Source organism: Pseudomonas sp. RC2C2 (assembly GCF_018390435.1).
Classification (GTDB): Bacteria; Pseudomonadota; Gammaproteobacteria; order Pseudomonadales; family Pseudomonadaceae; genus Aquipseudomonas; species Aquipseudomonas donghuensis.
Map to the genome: position 1 here is coordinate 655,944 of NZ_JAHBAX010000001.1, position 17,074 is coordinate 673,017.

A 17,074-nucleotide genomic window follows, 5' to 3' on the forward strand; every position below is an offset into this window, starting at 1 on the left:
CTGCGCCGCGTTTGCCTGGTGTGAGTCGTACGATGCTTTTTATTATCCGCATGTTCCTGTTGGGGCTGCATTTTCTCCTGGCCGGTGTTCTCGGTGTGCTGGTTGGCCTGTGCCGACCGTTCAACCCGGACAACAGCCGAATCTGTGCACGCCTTTATGGGCTGCCTGCCACCTGGCTGATGCGCCTTGAGATCAAGGCCGAGGTCGGCCCGCTGTTCGATCAGCCGCCGGGCTGCGTGATCATCGCCAACCACCAGTCCAACTACGACCTGTTCGTGCTGGGTCATGTGGTGCCACGGCGTACCGTGTGCATCGGCAAGAAGAGCCTGAAGTGGATTCCCCTGTTCGGCCAGTTGTTCTGGCTGGGCGGCAACGTGCTGGTCGATCGCGGCAATGCCTACCAGACGCGCCGGGCAATCCAGACCACCACCCGCACCCTGAGCGAAGACGACACCTCGATCTGGGTGTTCCCCGAAGGCACGCGCAATGCCGGCGAGCACCTGATCACCTTCAAGAAAGGTGCCTTTCACATGGCCGTAGAAGCCGGCGTGCCGATCGTGCCCGTATGCGTCAGCCGCTATGCCTGCCGCCTGAGCCTCAACGGCTGGCGCCGCAGCAAGGTGATCATCCGCTCACTGCCCCCCATCGCTACCAGTGGCCTGACCCAGCAGGATGTACCGGCGCTGGCCGAGCAATGCCGCGTGCAGATGCAGCACTGTATCGATCGCATGGAAGGCGAGCTGGCCCTGGCGTGAACAGTTGCCGAATTGTGCCAGTCAGACCAAGCTACTGGCACGGTTAACAGAAGAAGCGGACAACCATGGGTCGAGTCGTTGCAGCGGCGGTGTACAGCGCCGGCAGGAAGGTCACCAACATCAGCCTGGACGAAGGCAGCCAATGGGCGAGCAAGCCCGGGCATTTTGTCTGGATTGGCCTGGAAGAGCCCGATGCCCAGGAGCTGGCCAATCTGCAGCGCCAGTTCAACCTGCATGAGCTGGCCATCGAAGACGCACTGGAAAAACACAGCCGGCCCAAGCTGGAAACCTTCGGTGACGCCCTGTTCATCGTCACGTACTCGCCTGTGCGCCATGAAGGCAAGCTGGAGTTCATCGAGACGCATATCTTCGCCGGCAATGGCTACATCATCACTGCGCGCAACGGTCATTCGAAGTCCTACGCCCTGGTGCGCCAGCGCTGTGAGGCCCGCCCGCTGCTGCTGGAGCACGGCGAGGACTTCGTGCTCTACGCCCTGCTCGACTTCGTGACCGAAAACTACCAGCCGGTCAGCGAAGCCATTCATGGCGAGATCGAGGAACTGGAGCGCAGCGTGCTCAGCGGCTCGCTCAAGGAAGAAGACATCCAGCGCATCCACAGCCTGCGCCGCGACATCCTGCGCCTGCGCCGCTACGTGGCGCCAATGGTCGAAGTCAGCGAAGAACTGCAGCGCCTGACCTTCCCCTTTATCGACAAGAACATGCGCCCGTATTTTCGCGATGTGCAGATCCACGTCACCCGGCAGATGGAAGACCTGGCCGGGATTCGCGATATCGCCAGCCAGACCATCGAAATCGGCATGCTGCTGGAGTCCTCGCGCCAGAGCATCGTGCAGCGCAAGTTTGCCGCCTGGGCGGCGATCCTGGCGTTCCCCACCGCAGTGGCGGGGATTTACGGGATGAACTTTCAGAACATGCCGGAACTGAGCTGGCACTACGGCTACTTTGCCGTGCTGGGCGGGATCGCCGTGGGCTGCACGGCGTTGTATGCCAGCTTCAAGCGCTCCGGCTGGCTGTAACGGCAGGCCTCAGTTCGAGCTGCCCTGAGGTTTGTGCGCGACAAAACGCATCATCCATTCGGCCACCGTACTGCCGTGATGCTCATGCACCAGGCTGTCGATACCCTTGTGGTACACCTCCTGGCCGAGGCTGTCCTGGCGCAACTCAAGCAGCGCCCGCGAATAGTCGTGGATGAACTCCGGGTGGCCCTGGAAGCACAGCACCTGATCGCCGATGTGGTAGGCCGCGTTCGGGCAGAAATCGCTGGAGGCAATCACCGTGGCGTTTTCCGGCAGGCGTGTGACCTGGTCCTGATGGCTGATCAGCAAGGTCAGTTCTTCGACCTGCGGGCTGATCCACGGCGCCTTGGCGTTCATCACATAGCGGTGTGTACCCACCCCCCAGCCCTGGTGCGCGCGCTCGCTCTTGCCACCCAGCAGTAGCGCCAGCAACTGATGACCGAAACACACGCCAAGCAATTTGTCGCCACGCTGGTAGCGGTCCAGCAGGAACGCCTTGAGCTTCTGAATCCACGGATCATCACCGAACGAGTCGGCCTTGCTGCCAGTGACCAGGTAGGCATCGAACACCTGGTCTTCATCGGGATACTCGTCGTTCAACACGTTGTAGACGCGAAACTCGGCGGCGATTGGCTGGCGGGAGAACAGCTGCTCGAACATCCGTCCGTAGCCCTGATACTGCTCGACCAGCTCGGGTCGCAGGACGTCGGTTTCCAGGATGCAGATGCGTAGCGACATATAAATAGTCCTGAACGACAAAGGCGGGATTGCCCCGTAAAGCCTGCCCCGAATAAGGCGCGCAGGCAAGTATGATGCTCGGACGAACGGTCACGATCTGTGGATCCACTCACTAAAGGCACGCAAGTGTCTAGCAAGGGGAATGCTGATGGATGGCCAAAGGCCTCATAGCAAAAACTGCACATAACTGCTTAAGTACAGATTAAAGCGTTCTAAAACACGGGTGACGTTGACCCTAAGGTTAGCTGTATACCCATTAGCAACAGTTCGCGTCTTAATGGTTTCACAGCGTTAAATGATGTTCGCCAGATCGATGACAAGGAAGCCTCTGGGCACTCAGGAATAACAACAAAAAGGCGGTCAGCCATGTTCAAACAACACAAAGTACGTCAAGCCGGGCTCATCCTCTTCGCCACTACGCTGCTGTTGATCCTGCCGAACCTTTCGCGCCTGTTCGGCTGAGCGACATGCCCTCTTCCCTGGGTTTGTGCCTGGCACAAGCCGCTTGTGTGCAGGTAATCTGCCGACCCTGATGGTTGGAGAGTGCCCATGCGCCAGTGCTTTACCTTGCTCATTGCCCTGCTCTGCCTGCCCTTGCAGGCGGCACAACTGACCCTGGACCTGGGTAATGGCAGTCGCCCTTGGCAGAGCGCCGAGCTGCTCAAACACCCGCTGGTGCAGGACATCCAGATCGACAACGATGTTTCCTACAAGAAAACCATGCACTACCGCGCGGTGCCGCTGGCTGCGCTCCTGCAGGGCGTACGGGCTGATGATCACCTGCAGGCCGTAGCCCTGGATGGTTTTGCTGCCGAGATGCCGGCTGCGCCTTTGCTCAAGGACGGCCCTGCCCGAGCCTGGCTAGCCATTGAAGACCCGGCCAAGCCCTGGCCACCCCTGGCCAAAGGCAAAACCAGCGCCGGGCCTTTCTATCTGGTCTGGACCGACCCGCAAGCCGGGCGCATCAGCCCGGAGCAGTGGCCGTTCCAGGTCGCCAGCATTCGCCGTCTGGCGACGGTGGCCGAGCGGTTCCCAGCCATGCGCCCGGCACCGGGGTTGGCCGCCGATGATCCGATCAACCAAGGCTTTGCCGTGTTCCAGAAAAACTGCCTGGCGTGTCATCGCCTCAACGCTGCCGGTGACGCCCAGTTCGGCCCGGACCTGAACCTGCCGCACAACCCCACCGAATACTTCCAGGCCGACTATCTGCGGCGCTATATCCGCGACCCGCAAAGCCTGCGCCAATGGCCCCAGGCGAAAATGCCCGGGTTTACCGAAACGGTCATCAACGACAGTGAGCTGGACGCACTGCTTGCGTACCTGCGCCACATGGTCACGCGCAAACCCTGAAGCTCACTGCTGCTGGGCGTTGAGGGCCGGAGTCACCAGCACCTTGGCGTGCATCTGCTCGAAACCGCCACCCCGGCGCATGCCGCGTACCGGGCAGGCATCCAGGTAGTCCAGGCCCACGGCCAGCTTCAGGTGCCGTTCGGGCCGGGCCAATTGGTTGGTGACATCGAAGCTGTACCAGGCATCCTCAAGCCAGGCTTCGGCCCAGGCGTGGCTGGCCATCTGCTGGCTGTCGCTGTCGAACAGGTACCCGGACACGTAGCGCGCCGGCACGCCCAGGCTGCGCGCGCACGCCAGGAAGGCATGGGTATGGTCCTGGCAAACCCCGGCCCCACCGGCAAACGCCTGAGCCGCGCTGGTGTCGACGGCGGTGCTGCCCGGCCGGTAGGCCATGCGCTGGTTCAGGGCGTTCATCAGCTCGATCAACGCCGAGCGGTCACGCCGCTTGCGGCATTGCTGGCTGGCGAAGGCGCGCAACGCATCATCCGCTTCGGTGAGGCGGGTGAAGCGCAGGAACGGCAGCGGTGATTGCAGCTCGTGCTCGGTTTCACGGCTTTCATCGATGTCGACCAGGCCGCGGGCGCCGATGACCAGGTCCGCATGCGGCTCCTCCAGGCTCAGCACATGCAGGATGTTGCCGAACGGGTCCAGTTGCGCCCGCACCGGCCGCGGCAGGTCCAGCTGCCAGCTGAGCACCTGCTGGCGTTCGCTGTCGTGCGGGGTCAAGCGCAGGTACTGGATGCTCGAGCGCACCAGCTCTTCGTAGTGGTAGGCGGTTTCGTGGCTAATGGTCAGTCTTATACAGCCTCCAGGTAGGCACTGTGAATGGCATTGCCCAGTTCACGCACCAGCGGAATGTAATGGGTCAACCAGGGGTGCAGGCCCTCGGCAAGGATTTCATCGATCGAGGTGTAGCGCAGGCGTGCGTCCACCTCGGCGGCCAGGCGCTGGGCCGGGCGGCCGTTGCCACCGGGCAGGCTGGCGAGGATCTGGTCGATCTCTTCGGTGCAGGCTCGCAGCGAGCGCGGTACATCGGCGCGCAACAGCAGCAGCTCGGCGACATGGCGGGCAGCCGGGGCGTCACGGTAGATTTCGGTGTAGGCCTCGAATGACGACAGCGCGCGCAGCAAGGCGCTCCATTGGTAATAGCCGCGCGCCGAGCTGTCGCTGACCGCCTCGGCCTCGTCGCCGAGCATCTCGTAGCGGGCATCGAGCAGGCGCAGGGTGTTGTCGGCGCGCTCGATGAAGGTGCCCAGGCGAATGAAGCGAAAGGCGTCGTTGCGCATGATGGTGCCGTAGGTAGCACCACGGAACAGGTGCGAGCGCTCCTTGATCCACTCGCAGAAACGGCTCATGCCGTAGCGCCCCAGGCCCTGCTCGGCGATGCCACGAATCTCCAGCCAGGTGGCGTTGATGTTTTCCCACATGTCGGCGGTGATCCGCCCACGAACCGCATGGGCACTGGCCCGCGCCGCGCCGAGGCAACTGTAGATGCTTGCCGGGTTTTCCGGGTCCAGGGCAAAGAAGTGCAGCAGGCGCTCGGCATGCAACTGGCCGTGGCGCTCCAGGTAATCGTCGAGAGTACCGGTGATCAACAGCGGCATGGCCATTTCATCCAGGCCGTCACCGCGGCCATCCTGCGGCATCAGCGACAGCGAATAACTGACATCAAGCATCCGCGCGAGGTTTTCCGCGCGCTCCAGGTAACGTGACATCCAGTACAAATCGGAGGCAGTTCTACTCAACATGGCTTAATCCTCGACCACCCAGGTGTCCTTGGTACCGCCGCCCTGGGACGAATTGACCACCAGTGAGCCTTCACGCAGGGCAACCCGGGTCAGGCCGCCAGGCACCACCCGGGTCTCGCGCCCGGACAGCACGAAAGGCCGCAAGTCGATATGCCGCGGGGCAATGCCGTTGTCGACAAAGGTCGGGCAAGTCGACAGCGACAGCGTTGGCTGGGCGATGTAGGCCGCCGGCCGGGCCTTGATCCGTGCGGCAAACGCCTCGATCTCGGCGCGGGTCGCTGCCGGCCCGACCAGCATGCCGTAGCCACCGGAGCCCTGGGTTTCCTTGACCACCAGCTCCGGCAAATGCGCAAGCACGTGGGAAAGCTCTTCAGGCTTGCGGCACTGCCAGGTCGGCACGTTCTTCAGGATCGGCTCCTCATCGAGGTAAAAACGGATCATGTCGGTGACATAGGGGTAGATCGACTTGTCGTCGGCAACGCCGGTGCCAATCGCATTGGCCAGCACCACGTTGCCGCAGCGATAGGCGGCCAGCAGCCCGGGCACGCCGAGCATCGAATCGGGATTGAACGCCAGGGGGTCGAGGAAGGCATCGTCCAGGCGCCGGTAGATCACATCCACCGCCTTGGGGCCGTCGGTGGTACGCATGAACACCCGCTCGTCACGCACGAACAGGTCGGCGCCCTCGACCAGTTCGACGCCCATCTCGCGGGCGAGGAAGGCGTGTTCGAAGAACGCACTATTGAAACGCCCGGGCGTCAGCACCACCACGCTGGGGTTATCCAGCGGGCTTGAGCTCTTGAGGGTATCGAGCAACAGGTTAGGGTAATGATCGATGGGGGCGATGCGCTGGGCGGCGAACAGCTCGGGAAACAGGCGCATCATCATCTTGCGGTCTTCGAGCATGTAGCTGACGCCGCTGGGAGTGCGCAGGTTGTCTTCGAGCACGTAGTAGCTGCCGTCGCTGTCGCGCACCAGGTCGACCCCGCAAATGTGCGAATAGAGGTCGCGGTGCAGGTCCAGGCCTTGCATCGCCAGCTGGTACTGGTCGTTGGCCAGGACCTGCTCGGCCGGGATGATCCCGGCGCGAATGATGCGCTGGTCGTGGTACAGGTCAGCCAGAAACAGGTTCAGCGCCTTGACCCGCTGAATGCAGCCCCGCTCCACCACCCGCCACTCACTGGCGGGAATACTGCGCGGAATCGTATCGAAGGGGATCAGCCGCTCGGTGCCCTGCTCGTCGCCATAGAGGGTGAAGGTGATGCCGGCGCGGTGGAACAGCAGGTCGGCTTCACGTCGACGCTGGGCCAGCAGCTCCGGCGGGGTTTCGGCCAGCCAGCGGGCGAACGCCCGGTAATGCGGACGGACCAGGCCGTCAGCGGCGTACATTTCGTCATAAAAGGTGCGGATCATGCCGAACTCCTTGTCACCCGTGCACCCGAGCCATCGCAAGCCCCGTGCCAGCGGCATAATTCCTTGTTTTTCAATAGCTTGTACTTTGACAAAAGGACGATCGCACCAGATCTGTGCAAGCGTTCCGGTTGCGTTGGCAGCAACGCTTCATTGCGAAGCGCTGATCAGCCCGTACCGGGCGGCAACAGCCGCCCTCGCCGGGCCCTGGATTCAAGCCAGTTGACGCTCCTGCTTGACTCCCCAGCCTTCAATCTCACCGCCCAATGGCGCGATGACCGCTTCGAAATCCTGTTCGAATTCGCCAATACCGCCATAGGTTGCAAACATCACCTTGCTCAGCTCCAGGTGCCAGGCGCCATCATCGCGCTCATGTACCTGGGCACTGAGTGATTCGCCGCGAAACTTTCCTGCCGCTCGCCGCGCCCGTGCCTCGTCCGGAAATACCGCATAAAACTCGATGGGATGAATCTGGGCGAAGTTGAACCCCCCTTCTTTCATCCGACGCAAGACCGTGCTGCTGATGTCCTCGTATTGGCTGCTCATGAATCGTCCTCCTCATTACCGATGGATAGACTTTCAGTGCAAAACGCACCTGCCCGCCACACAAGACGTGCGGGGGCAATTCGAGCTGTTGCGTGACGTGGATCGGCAAGCCCGGACAATCAGAAACAATCGCCCGACCTTGTCTGCAGCGTAGCGCCTGATTGCCGGGCGTGCCAGCCAACGGGCTCAGGGTGCTTCAGTGATGGCAGTGATCTCCACGCCGTTCTGCTCTTTGAGCCATTTGGCGGTCGGCGAGGGTTCGCGGTCCTGGAAATCATTGAGGTCCAGTTCGCCCAGGACCGGAAACAGATGGGTACGAATCAGCCGCGCAGCCTCTTCGATGCTCGGCTCAAGCTCTGCGGTGAAAGGCAGCGAGGTACGTTCGCCCTTCTGATCAACAAAAGTAATGACCCAGTCTTTCATTGGACGCTCCTCTGTACCGATGTTCGGGGTGAATCTGGCCTACCTACCGTTGACCTCGCCGCGGGGTGGTTGTTCAGTCGACTTGCGGCTCAAAGCGATGGCCGCCCGGCAGCGCACGTATGCTTTGCAGCGTGCGCAGAAACTCGTCCCTGGAGGGCTCGAACTGCAGCGGCGGCTCGGAGTGTTCATCGGTCACTCCCAGTACCACGGTGGGCTGGTAGCCGGAGCTCAAGGCGCCAGCGACCATCCTGAACGTTTCAGTGGCCGCCGGCTTAAGACTGTCAGGCTCATAGACGCGAAAGCGTGCGCCGCCGAACCTGCCCTTGGCGGCCCCGATCCGCACGCTTGAGGGCCCGAACTTATCGACGCTGATCTGCAGCGGAAACGGATTGGCGATCAGTCGATCCAGCAGCATCGGCACCATCTCGACGGCCTTGTCACTGTCACTGCTCATGCTCAGGCGGTGCAACAGGTTCGGGTTGTCTGCGGGGTTGAGGCCCAGGGTGATGGCATGGCGCGGTGTGCCATCGTCGGCAATGAAGCCGAAGGGCACACAGAAGCCGTTGTCCTGGGGGATTTCGTATTGCTTGCGGGTGCGGAACGCGGCCAGCACAGCGCGCGCCCTGGGCTCCAGCCGGGCCAGCGCAGCGGTGTCTGTCGCGGTATTGGCGCCACTGTAGAATTTGAATCGGTAGATGCGTTGATCGCGCCACAGGTAGGCAGTCAGATTGCCTTCATACCAGTTTGCAGAGGCGTCCGGCACACCCAGCTCGATAAAGCGCTCATGCTCGTACTCTACATCGGTCGGCCATTGCGCCTGCTCCTCGAAGAAGGCATCACGCTCGACCTGCAGCTTCGCCACCGACCGCCCCTCGCCAGTAAATTGCTTGATCATGTCGTCAAGCACTACCAGTTGCGAATTCACATAGCCTATGCGCTGGAGCTTTTCACGCAAGTCGTAGTACTGATCACTCAGTGCCCTGTAGCGCGTTTCATCGTCACGGCTCGCAGAGATGGCGGCATCCAGCGCCTCCATCTGTGCCTTCACCACCCGCTCCTGCGCCGGGCCACGGGTGAGGCTCTGCACATAGCGGATCTGTTCGTAGAGTGCACGGGTGGTCAACGGGCTGACCTCGATGTCGACCAGAAAGGGCAGCTCGCCAGTCAACCCTTCGCCGTAGGCAATCTGCTTGTCCCCAGGGGTGATCGTGGGGTCGGGGAGCTCGAAATTGTAGTACTGCCAGTAGCCACTGGAGGTGTGCCAGGCAATGTCCTTGGGCACATCGAACTGCACCCGGCCCATGCATTCGGTACGCCAGCCGGGGGGCGTCTGGTAATCCGCCGGTGCAACATCGGCCAGCGCCCACAGTGAATGGCACAGGCAGGCAAACAACACGAACACGCGCACGTAAAAATCCTTTTTTGATGGGCGCCGTTGCAGCCCCCGCTTCCTCAAGCGCGCGATTTGAGCACCCATGGCCCAGAAAGCCAAGACCCCGGCAAGCCGGGGTCCTGTTTACAGCGCTAGCAACGACGTTATTCCGGGGTGCCGTGCACTACACCAGCGGTGTTGTCCAGCAAGCTCTTGGTCGCCGTCTGGATGAACGACTCGAGCTTGTGGGTCAGGTCCTTCTGGTCCGGGGCTTCGATCAGCTCGGCCTTGAAGTTGGCACCGAGCTCGTAGCGGTACATGCGTGGCGACATGTCCTTGGACTCGATCAGGATCCGGTCGCCCTTGACCAGCCCGACGATCTGCTCGCTGCCCGATGGCTTGATCATGCCGAAGCCCTGGTCACCGGCCGGCAGGTTAAGCAGGTCACGGCCCCAGCACTGGTGACGGGTTTCGCCGCCCAGGCGGCCCATGATGGTCGGCACGATGTCGATCTGGGTACCCACGGTGTGGTTGACCGCACCGAACTTGTCCTGGATACCCGGGGCGATCAGCAGCAGCGGCACGTTGAAGCGCCCCAGGTCCATCTCGGTGACCTGCTGGTGGTTGCCGAAGCCATGGTCGCCGACGATGACGAACAGGGTTTGCTTGAAGTAAGGCTCCTTGCGCGCCTTCTCGAAGAACTGGCCCAAGGCCCAGTCGGAGTAGCGCATGGCGGTCAGGTGCTCGTCCAGGCGGCCCTGGCCTGTGACCTTCTCGACCGGCAAATCCTTGGGCAGTGCATACGGCGTGTGGTTGGACAGGGTCTGCAGCAGCGCGTAGATCGGCTTCTTGCCATCGTGCTTGGCCAGCTCTTCGTTACCGCGGTCGAACATGTCCTGGTCGGACACGCCCCAGGTCGGGTCGGAGAACACCGGATTGACGAAGTCGTTACGGCCGATGAAGGTGGTCATGCCCTGGTTGCCGAAGAACCCGGACTGGTTGTCCCAGGCAAAGTCGCCGTTGTAGACGTAGACGTCGTCGTAGTCACGGGCACTGAGCAGCGCCGGCAGGCCCGACAGCTTGTGGCCGCCTTCCGGGGTCTGCATCAGGTACTCGAAGCCCGGCAGGTTCGGGTAGCAGGCCATGGTGGCGAACATGCCCTGGTGGGTGTGGGTGCCGTTGGAGAAGAAGCGGTCGAACAGCACGCCCTCTTTCGCCAGTTTGTCGAAGTACGGGGTGATGTTGTTCGGGCTGCCCAGGGCGCCTACCGAATGACCGGCGAAGCTCTCCATGAGGATCACCACGACGTTCTTGATCGGCAGGGTGTTGTCCGCTGGCGGGGTGAAATCACGGCGCACCGCGGCGCTGTCGGCATCGACCAGCTTGTCGTTGGCGGTCAGCAGCATGTCACGCACGGCCTGGGTAGCCAGGCCCTGCTCGATGGTCGACTTCCAGATGTTGGCGCGGTCCTCGCCGAAACGGCTCTTGGCCGCATCGATCAGGGTCAGGGTGCCGTTCAGGCCCAACTGGTTGACGAAGTTCGAGTCGGTGGTGAAAGCGTCGCCCCAACGCATTGGCGGGCCCTGGCGCAGGGTGCCGCGAGCAGCGATGACCGCCACCAGCAGGACCATGAAGAACACCACGCCGCGCACATACCAAGGTGCTACGCTACGCTTGCCAGCGACCTGGCTTTCATACACGCCATCGGGCCGGGTAAGGCGGTCGATGCCCTTGAACAGCAGGCTCAGCAGCCAGGTGCCAAAGGCCCAGGCCAGCAGGTAGCGCACTACCGGGAAGCCGTACCAGAGCATGCTCAGCACGGTTTTCGGGTCTTCCTTGACGTACTGGAACACCAGGCCGTTGAGGCGCTGGTGGAACTCGCGATAGAAATCCATCTCCATCAGGCCGAGGAACATGACGATGCTCGAGGCGATGGTCAGCCAGGCACGGAACAGGCCGCGTGCGGCCATGGCCCGGGCACTGAGGATGGCCAGCAGCAGCGGGATGCTCAGGTACACCACGACCCGCAGGTCGAAACGCAGACCGTTGAAGAAGCCCTCGGCTACAGTCGACATCGGCGTGTCGCCGATCATGTCATTGTTATAGGCCAGCAGGGCCAGGCGGACCAGACTGAGCATCAGCATGATCACCAGACCGCACAGCAGGGTGTAGGCCAGGTGCGATTTCAGCGTCGGTTGCAACGGGCGCGACGCAGCCCGCTGTTGACTCAAGGCGTCCGTGGTAGCCATGAATTGGAAGATCCCTAGGGTTCAGGTTCGAGGAAGGCGGTAAAACGAATCGGCAAATGTGCCCTAAACGCGAGCACGTTGCACGGCCATTCGGCGATTGGATAATTGCGCGAGCAAATTGTCGGCAATCGATTGTGAAAATTTCGTAATAGAATCAGTGTTATCCGCATCGAGATCATTACGCCATGTTTTATCGCTACCTCCCAAGCCCGCTTGGCCCGCTGCTACTGGCAGGCGATGAACAGGGCCTGCGCATGCTGCACATGGATGCCGCCCAGCCCTGGGAACTGGCCGAAGACTGGCAGCCGGCCACTCGCCAGCTGGACGATGTGGCACGCCAGCTCGACGAGTACTTTGCCCGTAAGCGCGAACATTTCGAAGTGCGCCTGGCGGCCCACGGCACGCCATTCCAGCGCCAGGTGTGGCAGGCCCTGCAGCGCATTCCCTATGGCACCACCTGCAGCTACGGCGAGCTTGCCCAGGCCATTGGCAAGCCGAAATCGGTGCGGGCAGTGGGCACCGCCAATGGCGCCAACCCGATCGCGATCATTGTGCCCTGCCATCGGGTGATCGGCAGCAATGGCACCCTCACCGGGTTTGCCGGGGGGATCGAGCGCAAGCAGATCTTGCTGGAACTGGAGGGGACCTGGTTGATCTGAAAATTATCGCGGGGCAGGAGCCGGCTTGCCCCGCGATAGCGGACTATAGCCGCACATTGCCCCGCGGCCCGGCGATCGCCCAGATGATCAGGCCCAGCACAGGCAACAGCAGAATCAGCAGCACCCAGAGAATCTTGACGCCGCCACTGACACCGCTCTTGATCACATTGATGATCGCCCAGATGTCCAGGGCCAGAATGATCAGCCCAACCACGCTATTGAAGGTAGACCCCATGGTATTGCTCCCATGATCACGCCTGCCCTCAGGATAGCTGGCTATCAGCCCGATAGAGGCGAATCGTTCGCCGCAGCCCAGCAGCGCTGGTTACACTCGGTTCATTGAATTGCAGCCAGAGGTCCCTATGCCACCCGCCCACAGCCACAGCAGCCCTGCCCCCGCGCCACTATGGAGCGCCTGGATACAACAGGCACAAAGCAGCCCGTGGCTCAGCGCAGGCTTGGGTTTGAGCCTGCTGGCGGTGCTCGGCCTGCTGGTCGCCAGTGCCTGGAACGCTGTGCATGGCGAGCACCAGCAAAACCTGCACATGGCCATGCTCGGTGGCCTTGCCGGCTTTGCCGCTACCGCCCTGGGTGCGGTCATGGCCGTGGTGCTGCGCGAGATCAGCGCGCGAACGCAGGATGTTATGCTCGGCTTTGCCGCCGGCATGATGCTCGCTGCCAGCTCGTTCTCGCTGATTCTGCCCGGCCTCGACGCGGCCCGTGGGATCACCGGCAATGGCCCTTACGCGGCATTGACGGTGGTCGTCGGCATGGGCCTGGGCGTGCTGCTGATGCTCGGTCTCGACCGTTTTACCCCGCACGAACACGAGAGCACCGGCCCCTGCGGCCCACAGGCCGAGCGGATCAACCGGGTGTGGCTGTTCGTGCTGGCGATCACCCTGCACAACCTGCCCGAGGGCATGGCCATCGGCGTCAGTTTTGCCAACGGCGACCTCAATGTCGGCCTGCCGCTGACCAGCGCCATCGCCATCCAGGACATTCCCGAAGGCCTGGCCGTGGCCCTGGCGCTGCGCGCAACCGGTCTTTCGACCTTCAAGGCGGCATTGGTGGCAATCGGCTCGGGCCTGATGGAACCCTTGGGTGCCGTGATCGGTCTGGGCATCTCCAGCGGTTTTGCTATCGCCTACCCGGTGAGCATGGGCCTGGCGGCCGGGGCGATGATCTTCGTGGTGTCCCACGAAGTGATCCCGGAAACCCACCGCAACGGCCACCAGACCTCGGCAACCCTGGGCCTGATGGGCGGCTTTGCGGTGATGATGTTCCTCGATACCGCCCTCGGTTAAACGTGCACGGCAACCCGTAGCGCTTCCAGAGCCGGCGCTGCGGCAATGCCGACCTCGGCGCACAGTTCCAGCACCCGTGGCAGCTCGTCGTTGCCGACCAGCACCATCTGCAGCTCGTCATCGAGCAACTGGCTGAAGTTCATCAGCACGTAGCCGCCAGCCTCCTTGTTCATCGCGCCCATCTGCACCTGGATGCGGTTGAGCGCGGTCAGCGGCTCGACCTTGGCCAACTGCTTGGGCTTGAGGTTGAACGGCACGCTCTTGTCGAAGGAGTCGACGATCTGGGCAAACAGGTCCTGGTAGGTATCGGCCTGGAACAGCACGGTATCGGGCAGGCTGCCGACCACAATCCATTCACCCAGCGGGATCGGGAAGCTGTCGTCGTAGTTGATGTCCGGGTTGGCGGCGAGGAACGCCTGCGGGTCGGCATAGGCCTGGGCGGCTTCGTCGGCGATGCGCGCGATGTCTTCCTCGCGCATGCAGCCAGCGCTGATTTTGCCGATGAGTTCGACCAGTTGGGATTTCATGTGGGGGCCCTGCGACGGTAAAAAAGTCGCCAAGGATAGCCGCAAAAGGCCCCGGGGGGTTAGCCGAGCAGCTTGAGCAACTGCTCGCTGGTCTCAGGGGCACCCATGGTTTGCGCCGCGCCCAGGGCATCGCTGCCACGGGCGTCACGGTGGCGCGGGTTAGCGCCCTTGCCCAGCAGGTAATCGACGATGACCGTGCGGTTGAACATCGCCGCCATCATCAGCGCCGTACGCCCATCGGCAGACGTCCCATCGACCTCGGCGCCTTTATCCACCAGCAACTGGACCATCTCCAGGTGGCCCTTGAAAGCGGCGCCGGCGATGGGCAATTGGCCCTTGTCATTGGCAATCTGCGGGTCGGCACCGTGCTCGAGCAGCACTGTAACGGCCTGCAGATGCCCGTGATAGCTGGCAAGCATCAGCAAGGTATCGCCATTGCCATTGCGCAGGTTCACCGGCAGGCCATTTTCCAGCAAGCGCCCGAGCATCACCGCGTCGCCCTTGCGCGCCCGGTCGAACACTTCTTCGGCGAACGCTGCCGCCTCGTCATCGTTCATCGGCGTGGGGCTACGTTGGTCAGACATGGGGAACCTCCTGGCTATCGGAAAGGCCCAAGTCTTTGTCAGCGAGCACGCCGGGTCAACGGTGGATAACTCATGGCCATGACAGAAGAAATCTATTGGCCAGGGCAGCACTGCAAAATGCACTGTGCAAAATGCACGACCGTGCAGAGTGCACGATAGCGTTCTTCGACATAAATTATAACTTGTTGATTTATAACGATTTTATATCAAATAAAAGCTGGCACAGTCACTGCACCAGTCACTCCATGTCTGCCACTAACAGTCAGGAGCTGATATGGACCTCATCCAGGAAAAATTCGCCTCGGTATTCTCCGCCTACGACGTCACCACTCAGGCGCGCCCCGACGGTGGAATTCTGCTGACCCTGCGGGCAGCGGACGGCACCCAGACCCAGCGCTCGATTTCTTATGCCCAACTGCACAGCGCCGAACAGCTGTCGTGGGCGATCAGTGCGATTCGCCGCGACCTGGCCGGGCAGGCCAGTGAGTTGCCACTGATTTCAAATTTGCAGAGCCAGCAGCGGTTTGCCTTGCCGACTTATCGGTAAGCATGGAGATCGCATCGCGGGGCAAGCCCGCTCCTACAAGTCTGTGTAGGAGCGGGCTTGCCCCGCGATGGCGATCACTCAGTCATCAAGCCGAGGAAAGTCTGCAGCGATCTTGTCGCCAGTAAAGTTGGCAACCGAACCCTGTGCCTGGTTAAACACCCGGATCGCCACAAACCGCGGCTCCTCGCCCAGGTCGAGCCAATGCCGAACCCCCGCCGGCACGCCGATCAGGTCGCCCTTCTCGCACAACACCGCATAGATGTAATCCTCGATCCGCAGGCTGAACAGCCCGCGCCCGGCGGCGAAAAAGCGCAGTTGATCTTCGTCGCAGGTATGCTCGGCAAGCAAGCGGGCGTCCGCTTCGCGGGTTACCTCGACACCGGCAAAGCCCTTCTCGGCCTTCAGCGCGTCGATACTGGCTTGATAAGCGCCGATCACATCCTGATCGCTGGCCCCCGCCTGAATGGGCGCGGCGGCCTGCCAACGCTCGAAACGCACGCCCTGCTCGGCCAGGGTCGCGGCAATGTCTTCAAGATGAGTCAAGACTTTGTTGGGAATATCCGGGGTGGACTGGTGATACACGGTCAGGCTGCTCATCAGGGCAACTCCTTACTACCGGCCAATGGTTCACGGCCAAGGCTCATGCCCTGTCCTCTTTCATTCGAAGTGCAATGATAACGGCTGCGGCCAGGGCCGCGACGCTGGCAATACTAAAGGTGGTAGCCGGCCCCAGCAGGTTCCAGCTGTACCCCGAACACAAGGCGCCCAAGGCGCCGCCCGTGCCGGCGAGCGCTGCATACAGCGCCTGGCCCTGGCCTTGCTGGCGGGCGCCGAAACTGCGTTGCACGAAAGCGATGGCGGCCGCGTGAAAACTGCCGAAGGTGGCTGCGTGCAGGACCTGGGCAAGCAGCAGTACGCCCAGGTGCTCGGCAAAGTTGCCCAGCAACACCCAGCGCACGGCCGCCAGGGCAAAACTGGCCAGCAGCACCCGGCGCAGCGAGACCCGCGCCAGGATCCAGCTCATGGCCAGGAACATCAGCACCTCGGCCACCACCCCCAGGGCCCAGAGCATGCCGATGGTGCCGCGACTGTAACCCAGGTGCTCAAGGTGCAGGGTCAGGAAGGTGTAGTACGGGCCATGGCTAAGCTGCATGAGTGCCACGCACAGGTAAAACGCGGCAACACCCGGGCTTGCCAGTTGCCTGAGAAAACCGCCGCCGGCCGCACGCTCATGCTGCCCCGGCGGCTGGGCATTGGGCACCCAGAGGCTGGCCACGACGATACCGGCCATGACGACCACCAAGGCAACCGGGTAGATATCCAGGCTAAGCCAGTCGAACAATCGGCCAAGGCCGACCACGGTGAGGATGAAGCCGATCGAGCCCCACAGACGGATCTGGCTGTAGCGTGCGGTCTGCCCTTGCAGGTGGGCCAGGGTGATGACCTCGAACTGTGGCAGTACCGCATGCCAGAAGAACGCATGCAGGGCCATCACCAGCGCCAGCCAGGCGTAGCTTTTGCCGAAGAAGATCAACGAAAAGGTCGCCAGGGTCGACAAGGCGCCCAGGCGCACGATCAGCAAGCGCTGGCCACTGCGGTCGCCCAGCCAGCCCCACAGGTTGGGGGCCACGCAGCGCATCAGCATGGGGATGGCCACCAGCTCGCCGATGCGCGCACTGGAAAAACCCAGGTGATCGAAATACAACGCCAGAAACGGCGCTGTCGAGCCGAGCAAGGCGAAGTAAAAGAGGTAGAAACTGGACAGCCGCCAGTAGGGAATCGGCGCCACGGCTCAGCGAGCCGCGGCGCGATTGGCAGGCGCCAG

At 62.2% G+C, this 17,074-nt stretch carries 19 protein-coding genes; 6 read left to right on the top strand and 13 right to left on the bottom strand.

Translation table 11 applies throughout. From position 1 onward, the window contains the following. The first annotated feature begins 32 nt into the window (after positions 1-32). Positions 33-755, top strand: a complete 723-nt coding sequence (locus KHO53_RS03005; RefSeq protein ID WP_213569956.1) for a lysophospholipid acyltransferase family protein — start codon at positions 33-35, stop codon at positions 753-755. Positions 756-820: 65 nt separating this feature from the next. Then, positions 821-1,792, top strand: coding sequence for a magnesium and cobalt transport protein CorA (locus KHO53_RS03010; RefSeq protein WP_010226338.1), 972 nt, complete (start codon positions 821-823; stop codon positions 1,790-1,792). A 9-nt stretch (positions 1,793-1,801) separates the two neighbouring features. Here the strand turns inward: KHO53_RS03010 and KHO53_RS03015 are convergent, their stop codons facing one another. Beyond that, positions 1,802-2,530 carry an amidotransferase gene (locus tag KHO53_RS03015; protein WP_010226339.1) on the bottom strand — a complete coding sequence of 243 codons (729 nt, stop codon included), beginning with the start codon at positions 2,528-2,530 and terminating at the stop codon, positions 1,802-1,804. Positions 2,531-3,079: 549 nt separating this feature from the next. Here KHO53_RS03015 and KHO53_RS03020 point away from each other — a divergent pair. Beyond that, positions 3,080-3,880, top strand: coding sequence for a cytochrome c (locus KHO53_RS03020; RefSeq protein WP_036996526.1), 801 nt, complete (start codon positions 3,080-3,082; stop codon positions 3,878-3,880). A gap of 3 nt (positions 3,881-3,883) precedes the next feature. Here KHO53_RS03020 and KHO53_RS03025 read toward each other — a convergent pair whose 3' ends face one another. From KHO53_RS03025 to KHO53_RS03055, 7 genes are all read right to left on the bottom strand, one after another. After that, positions 3,884-4,681 carry a transglutaminase family protein gene (locus tag KHO53_RS03025; protein WP_010226342.1) on the bottom strand — a complete coding sequence of 266 codons (798 nt, stop codon included), beginning with the start codon at positions 4,679-4,681 and terminating at the stop codon, positions 3,884-3,886. Further along, complete coding sequence (locus KHO53_RS03030; RefSeq protein WP_010226344.1) at positions 4,678-5,628, bottom strand: alpha-E domain-containing protein; 951 nt, start codon at positions 5,626-5,628, stop codon at positions 4,678-4,680. The genes KHO53_RS03025 and KHO53_RS03030 overlap by 4 nt, the downstream gene beginning before the upstream one ends. Before the next feature lie 3 nt (positions 5,629-5,631). Then, complete coding sequence (locus tag KHO53_RS03035) at positions 5,632-7,041, bottom strand: circularly permuted type 2 ATP-grasp protein (protein WP_036996527.1); 1,410 nt, start codon at positions 7,039-7,041, stop codon at positions 5,632-5,634. A 210-nt stretch (positions 7,042-7,251) separates the two neighbouring features. Further along, positions 7,252-7,584, bottom strand: coding sequence for a ribonuclease E inhibitor RraB (locus tag KHO53_RS03040; protein WP_010226349.1), 333 nt, complete (start codon positions 7,582-7,584; stop codon positions 7,252-7,254). Between the two features lie 186 nt (positions 7,585-7,770). Then, positions 7,771-8,007 (bottom strand): hypothetical protein, encoded by a 237-nt coding sequence (locus KHO53_RS03045; RefSeq protein WP_010226352.1) that lies wholly within the window; start codon positions 8,005-8,007, stop codon positions 7,771-7,773. Positions 8,008-8,080: 73 nt separating this feature from the next. After that, on the bottom strand, positions 8,081-9,499 hold the full coding sequence (locus KHO53_RS03050; RefSeq protein WP_213569957.1) for a hypothetical protein: 1,419 nt from the start codon (positions 9,497-9,499) through the stop codon (positions 8,081-8,083). Positions 9,500-9,543: 44 nt separating this feature from the next. Then, complete coding sequence (locus KHO53_RS03055) at positions 9,544-11,628, bottom strand: LTA synthase family protein (protein WP_100782065.1); 2,085 nt, start codon at positions 11,626-11,628, stop codon at positions 9,544-9,546. 185 nt (positions 11,629-11,813) lie between these two features. On the opposite strand from KHO53_RS03055, the gene KHO53_RS03060 reads away from it, so the two are divergent. After that, the gene (locus KHO53_RS03060; RefSeq protein ID WP_036996530.1) at positions 11,814-12,287 is read left to right on the top strand and encodes a methylated-DNA--[protein]-cysteine S-methyltransferase; all 474 of its coding nucleotides are present in this window, start codon (positions 11,814-11,816) and stop codon (positions 12,285-12,287) included. Positions 12,288-12,330: 43 nt separating this feature from the next. On the opposite strand, the gene KHO53_RS03065 is transcribed toward KHO53_RS03060, so the two are convergent. Further along, positions 12,331-12,522 carry a PLDc N-terminal domain-containing protein gene (locus tag KHO53_RS03065; RefSeq protein ID WP_010226359.1) on the bottom strand — a complete coding sequence of 64 codons (192 nt, stop codon included), beginning with the start codon at positions 12,520-12,522 and terminating at the stop codon, positions 12,331-12,333. Between the two features lie 127 nt (positions 12,523-12,649). Here KHO53_RS03065 and KHO53_RS03070 point away from each other — a divergent pair, with 127 nt between their 5' ends. Continuing rightward, the gene (locus KHO53_RS03070) at positions 12,650-13,591 is read left to right on the top strand and encodes a ZIP family metal transporter (protein ID WP_213569958.1); all 942 of its coding nucleotides are present in this window, start codon (positions 12,650-12,652) and stop codon (positions 13,589-13,591) included. Here KHO53_RS03070 and KHO53_RS03075 read toward each other — a convergent pair. After that, positions 13,588-14,118 (bottom strand): hypothetical protein, encoded by a 531-nt coding sequence (locus KHO53_RS03075; protein WP_010226361.1) that lies wholly within the window; start codon positions 14,116-14,118, stop codon positions 13,588-13,590. The two genes, KHO53_RS03070 and KHO53_RS03075, sit on opposite strands and share 4 nt — an antisense overlap. Before the next feature lie 59 nt (positions 14,119-14,177). Beyond that, a complete protein-coding gene (locus tag KHO53_RS03080) occupies positions 14,178-14,702 on the bottom strand; it encodes an ankyrin repeat domain-containing protein (protein WP_010226362.1) in 525 nt (174 codons plus the stop codon). A 274-nt stretch (positions 14,703-14,976) separates the two neighbouring features. Here KHO53_RS03080 and KHO53_RS03085 point away from each other — a divergent pair, with 274 nt between their 5' ends. Further along, entirely contained in the window at positions 14,977-15,249 is a 273-nt protein-coding gene (locus KHO53_RS03085) for a DUF3509 domain-containing protein (protein ID WP_213569959.1), read from the top strand. A gap of 78 nt (positions 15,250-15,327) precedes the next feature. Here KHO53_RS03085 and KHO53_RS03090 read toward each other — a convergent pair whose 3' ends face one another. Both KHO53_RS03090 and KHO53_RS03095 read right to left on the bottom strand, forming a co-directional pair. Continuing rightward, the gene (locus tag KHO53_RS03090) at positions 15,328-15,846 is read right to left on the bottom strand and encodes a 1,2-dihydroxy-3-keto-5-methylthiopentene dioxygenase (RefSeq protein WP_213569963.1); all 519 of its coding nucleotides are present in this window, start codon (positions 15,844-15,846) and stop codon (positions 15,328-15,330) included. A gap of 43 nt (positions 15,847-15,889) precedes the next feature. Then, the gene (locus KHO53_RS03095; RefSeq protein WP_213569964.1) at positions 15,890-17,038 is read right to left on the bottom strand and encodes an MFS transporter; all 1,149 of its coding nucleotides are present in this window, start codon (positions 17,036-17,038) and stop codon (positions 15,890-15,892) included. Between the last annotated feature and the right edge of the window lie 36 nt (positions 17,039-17,074).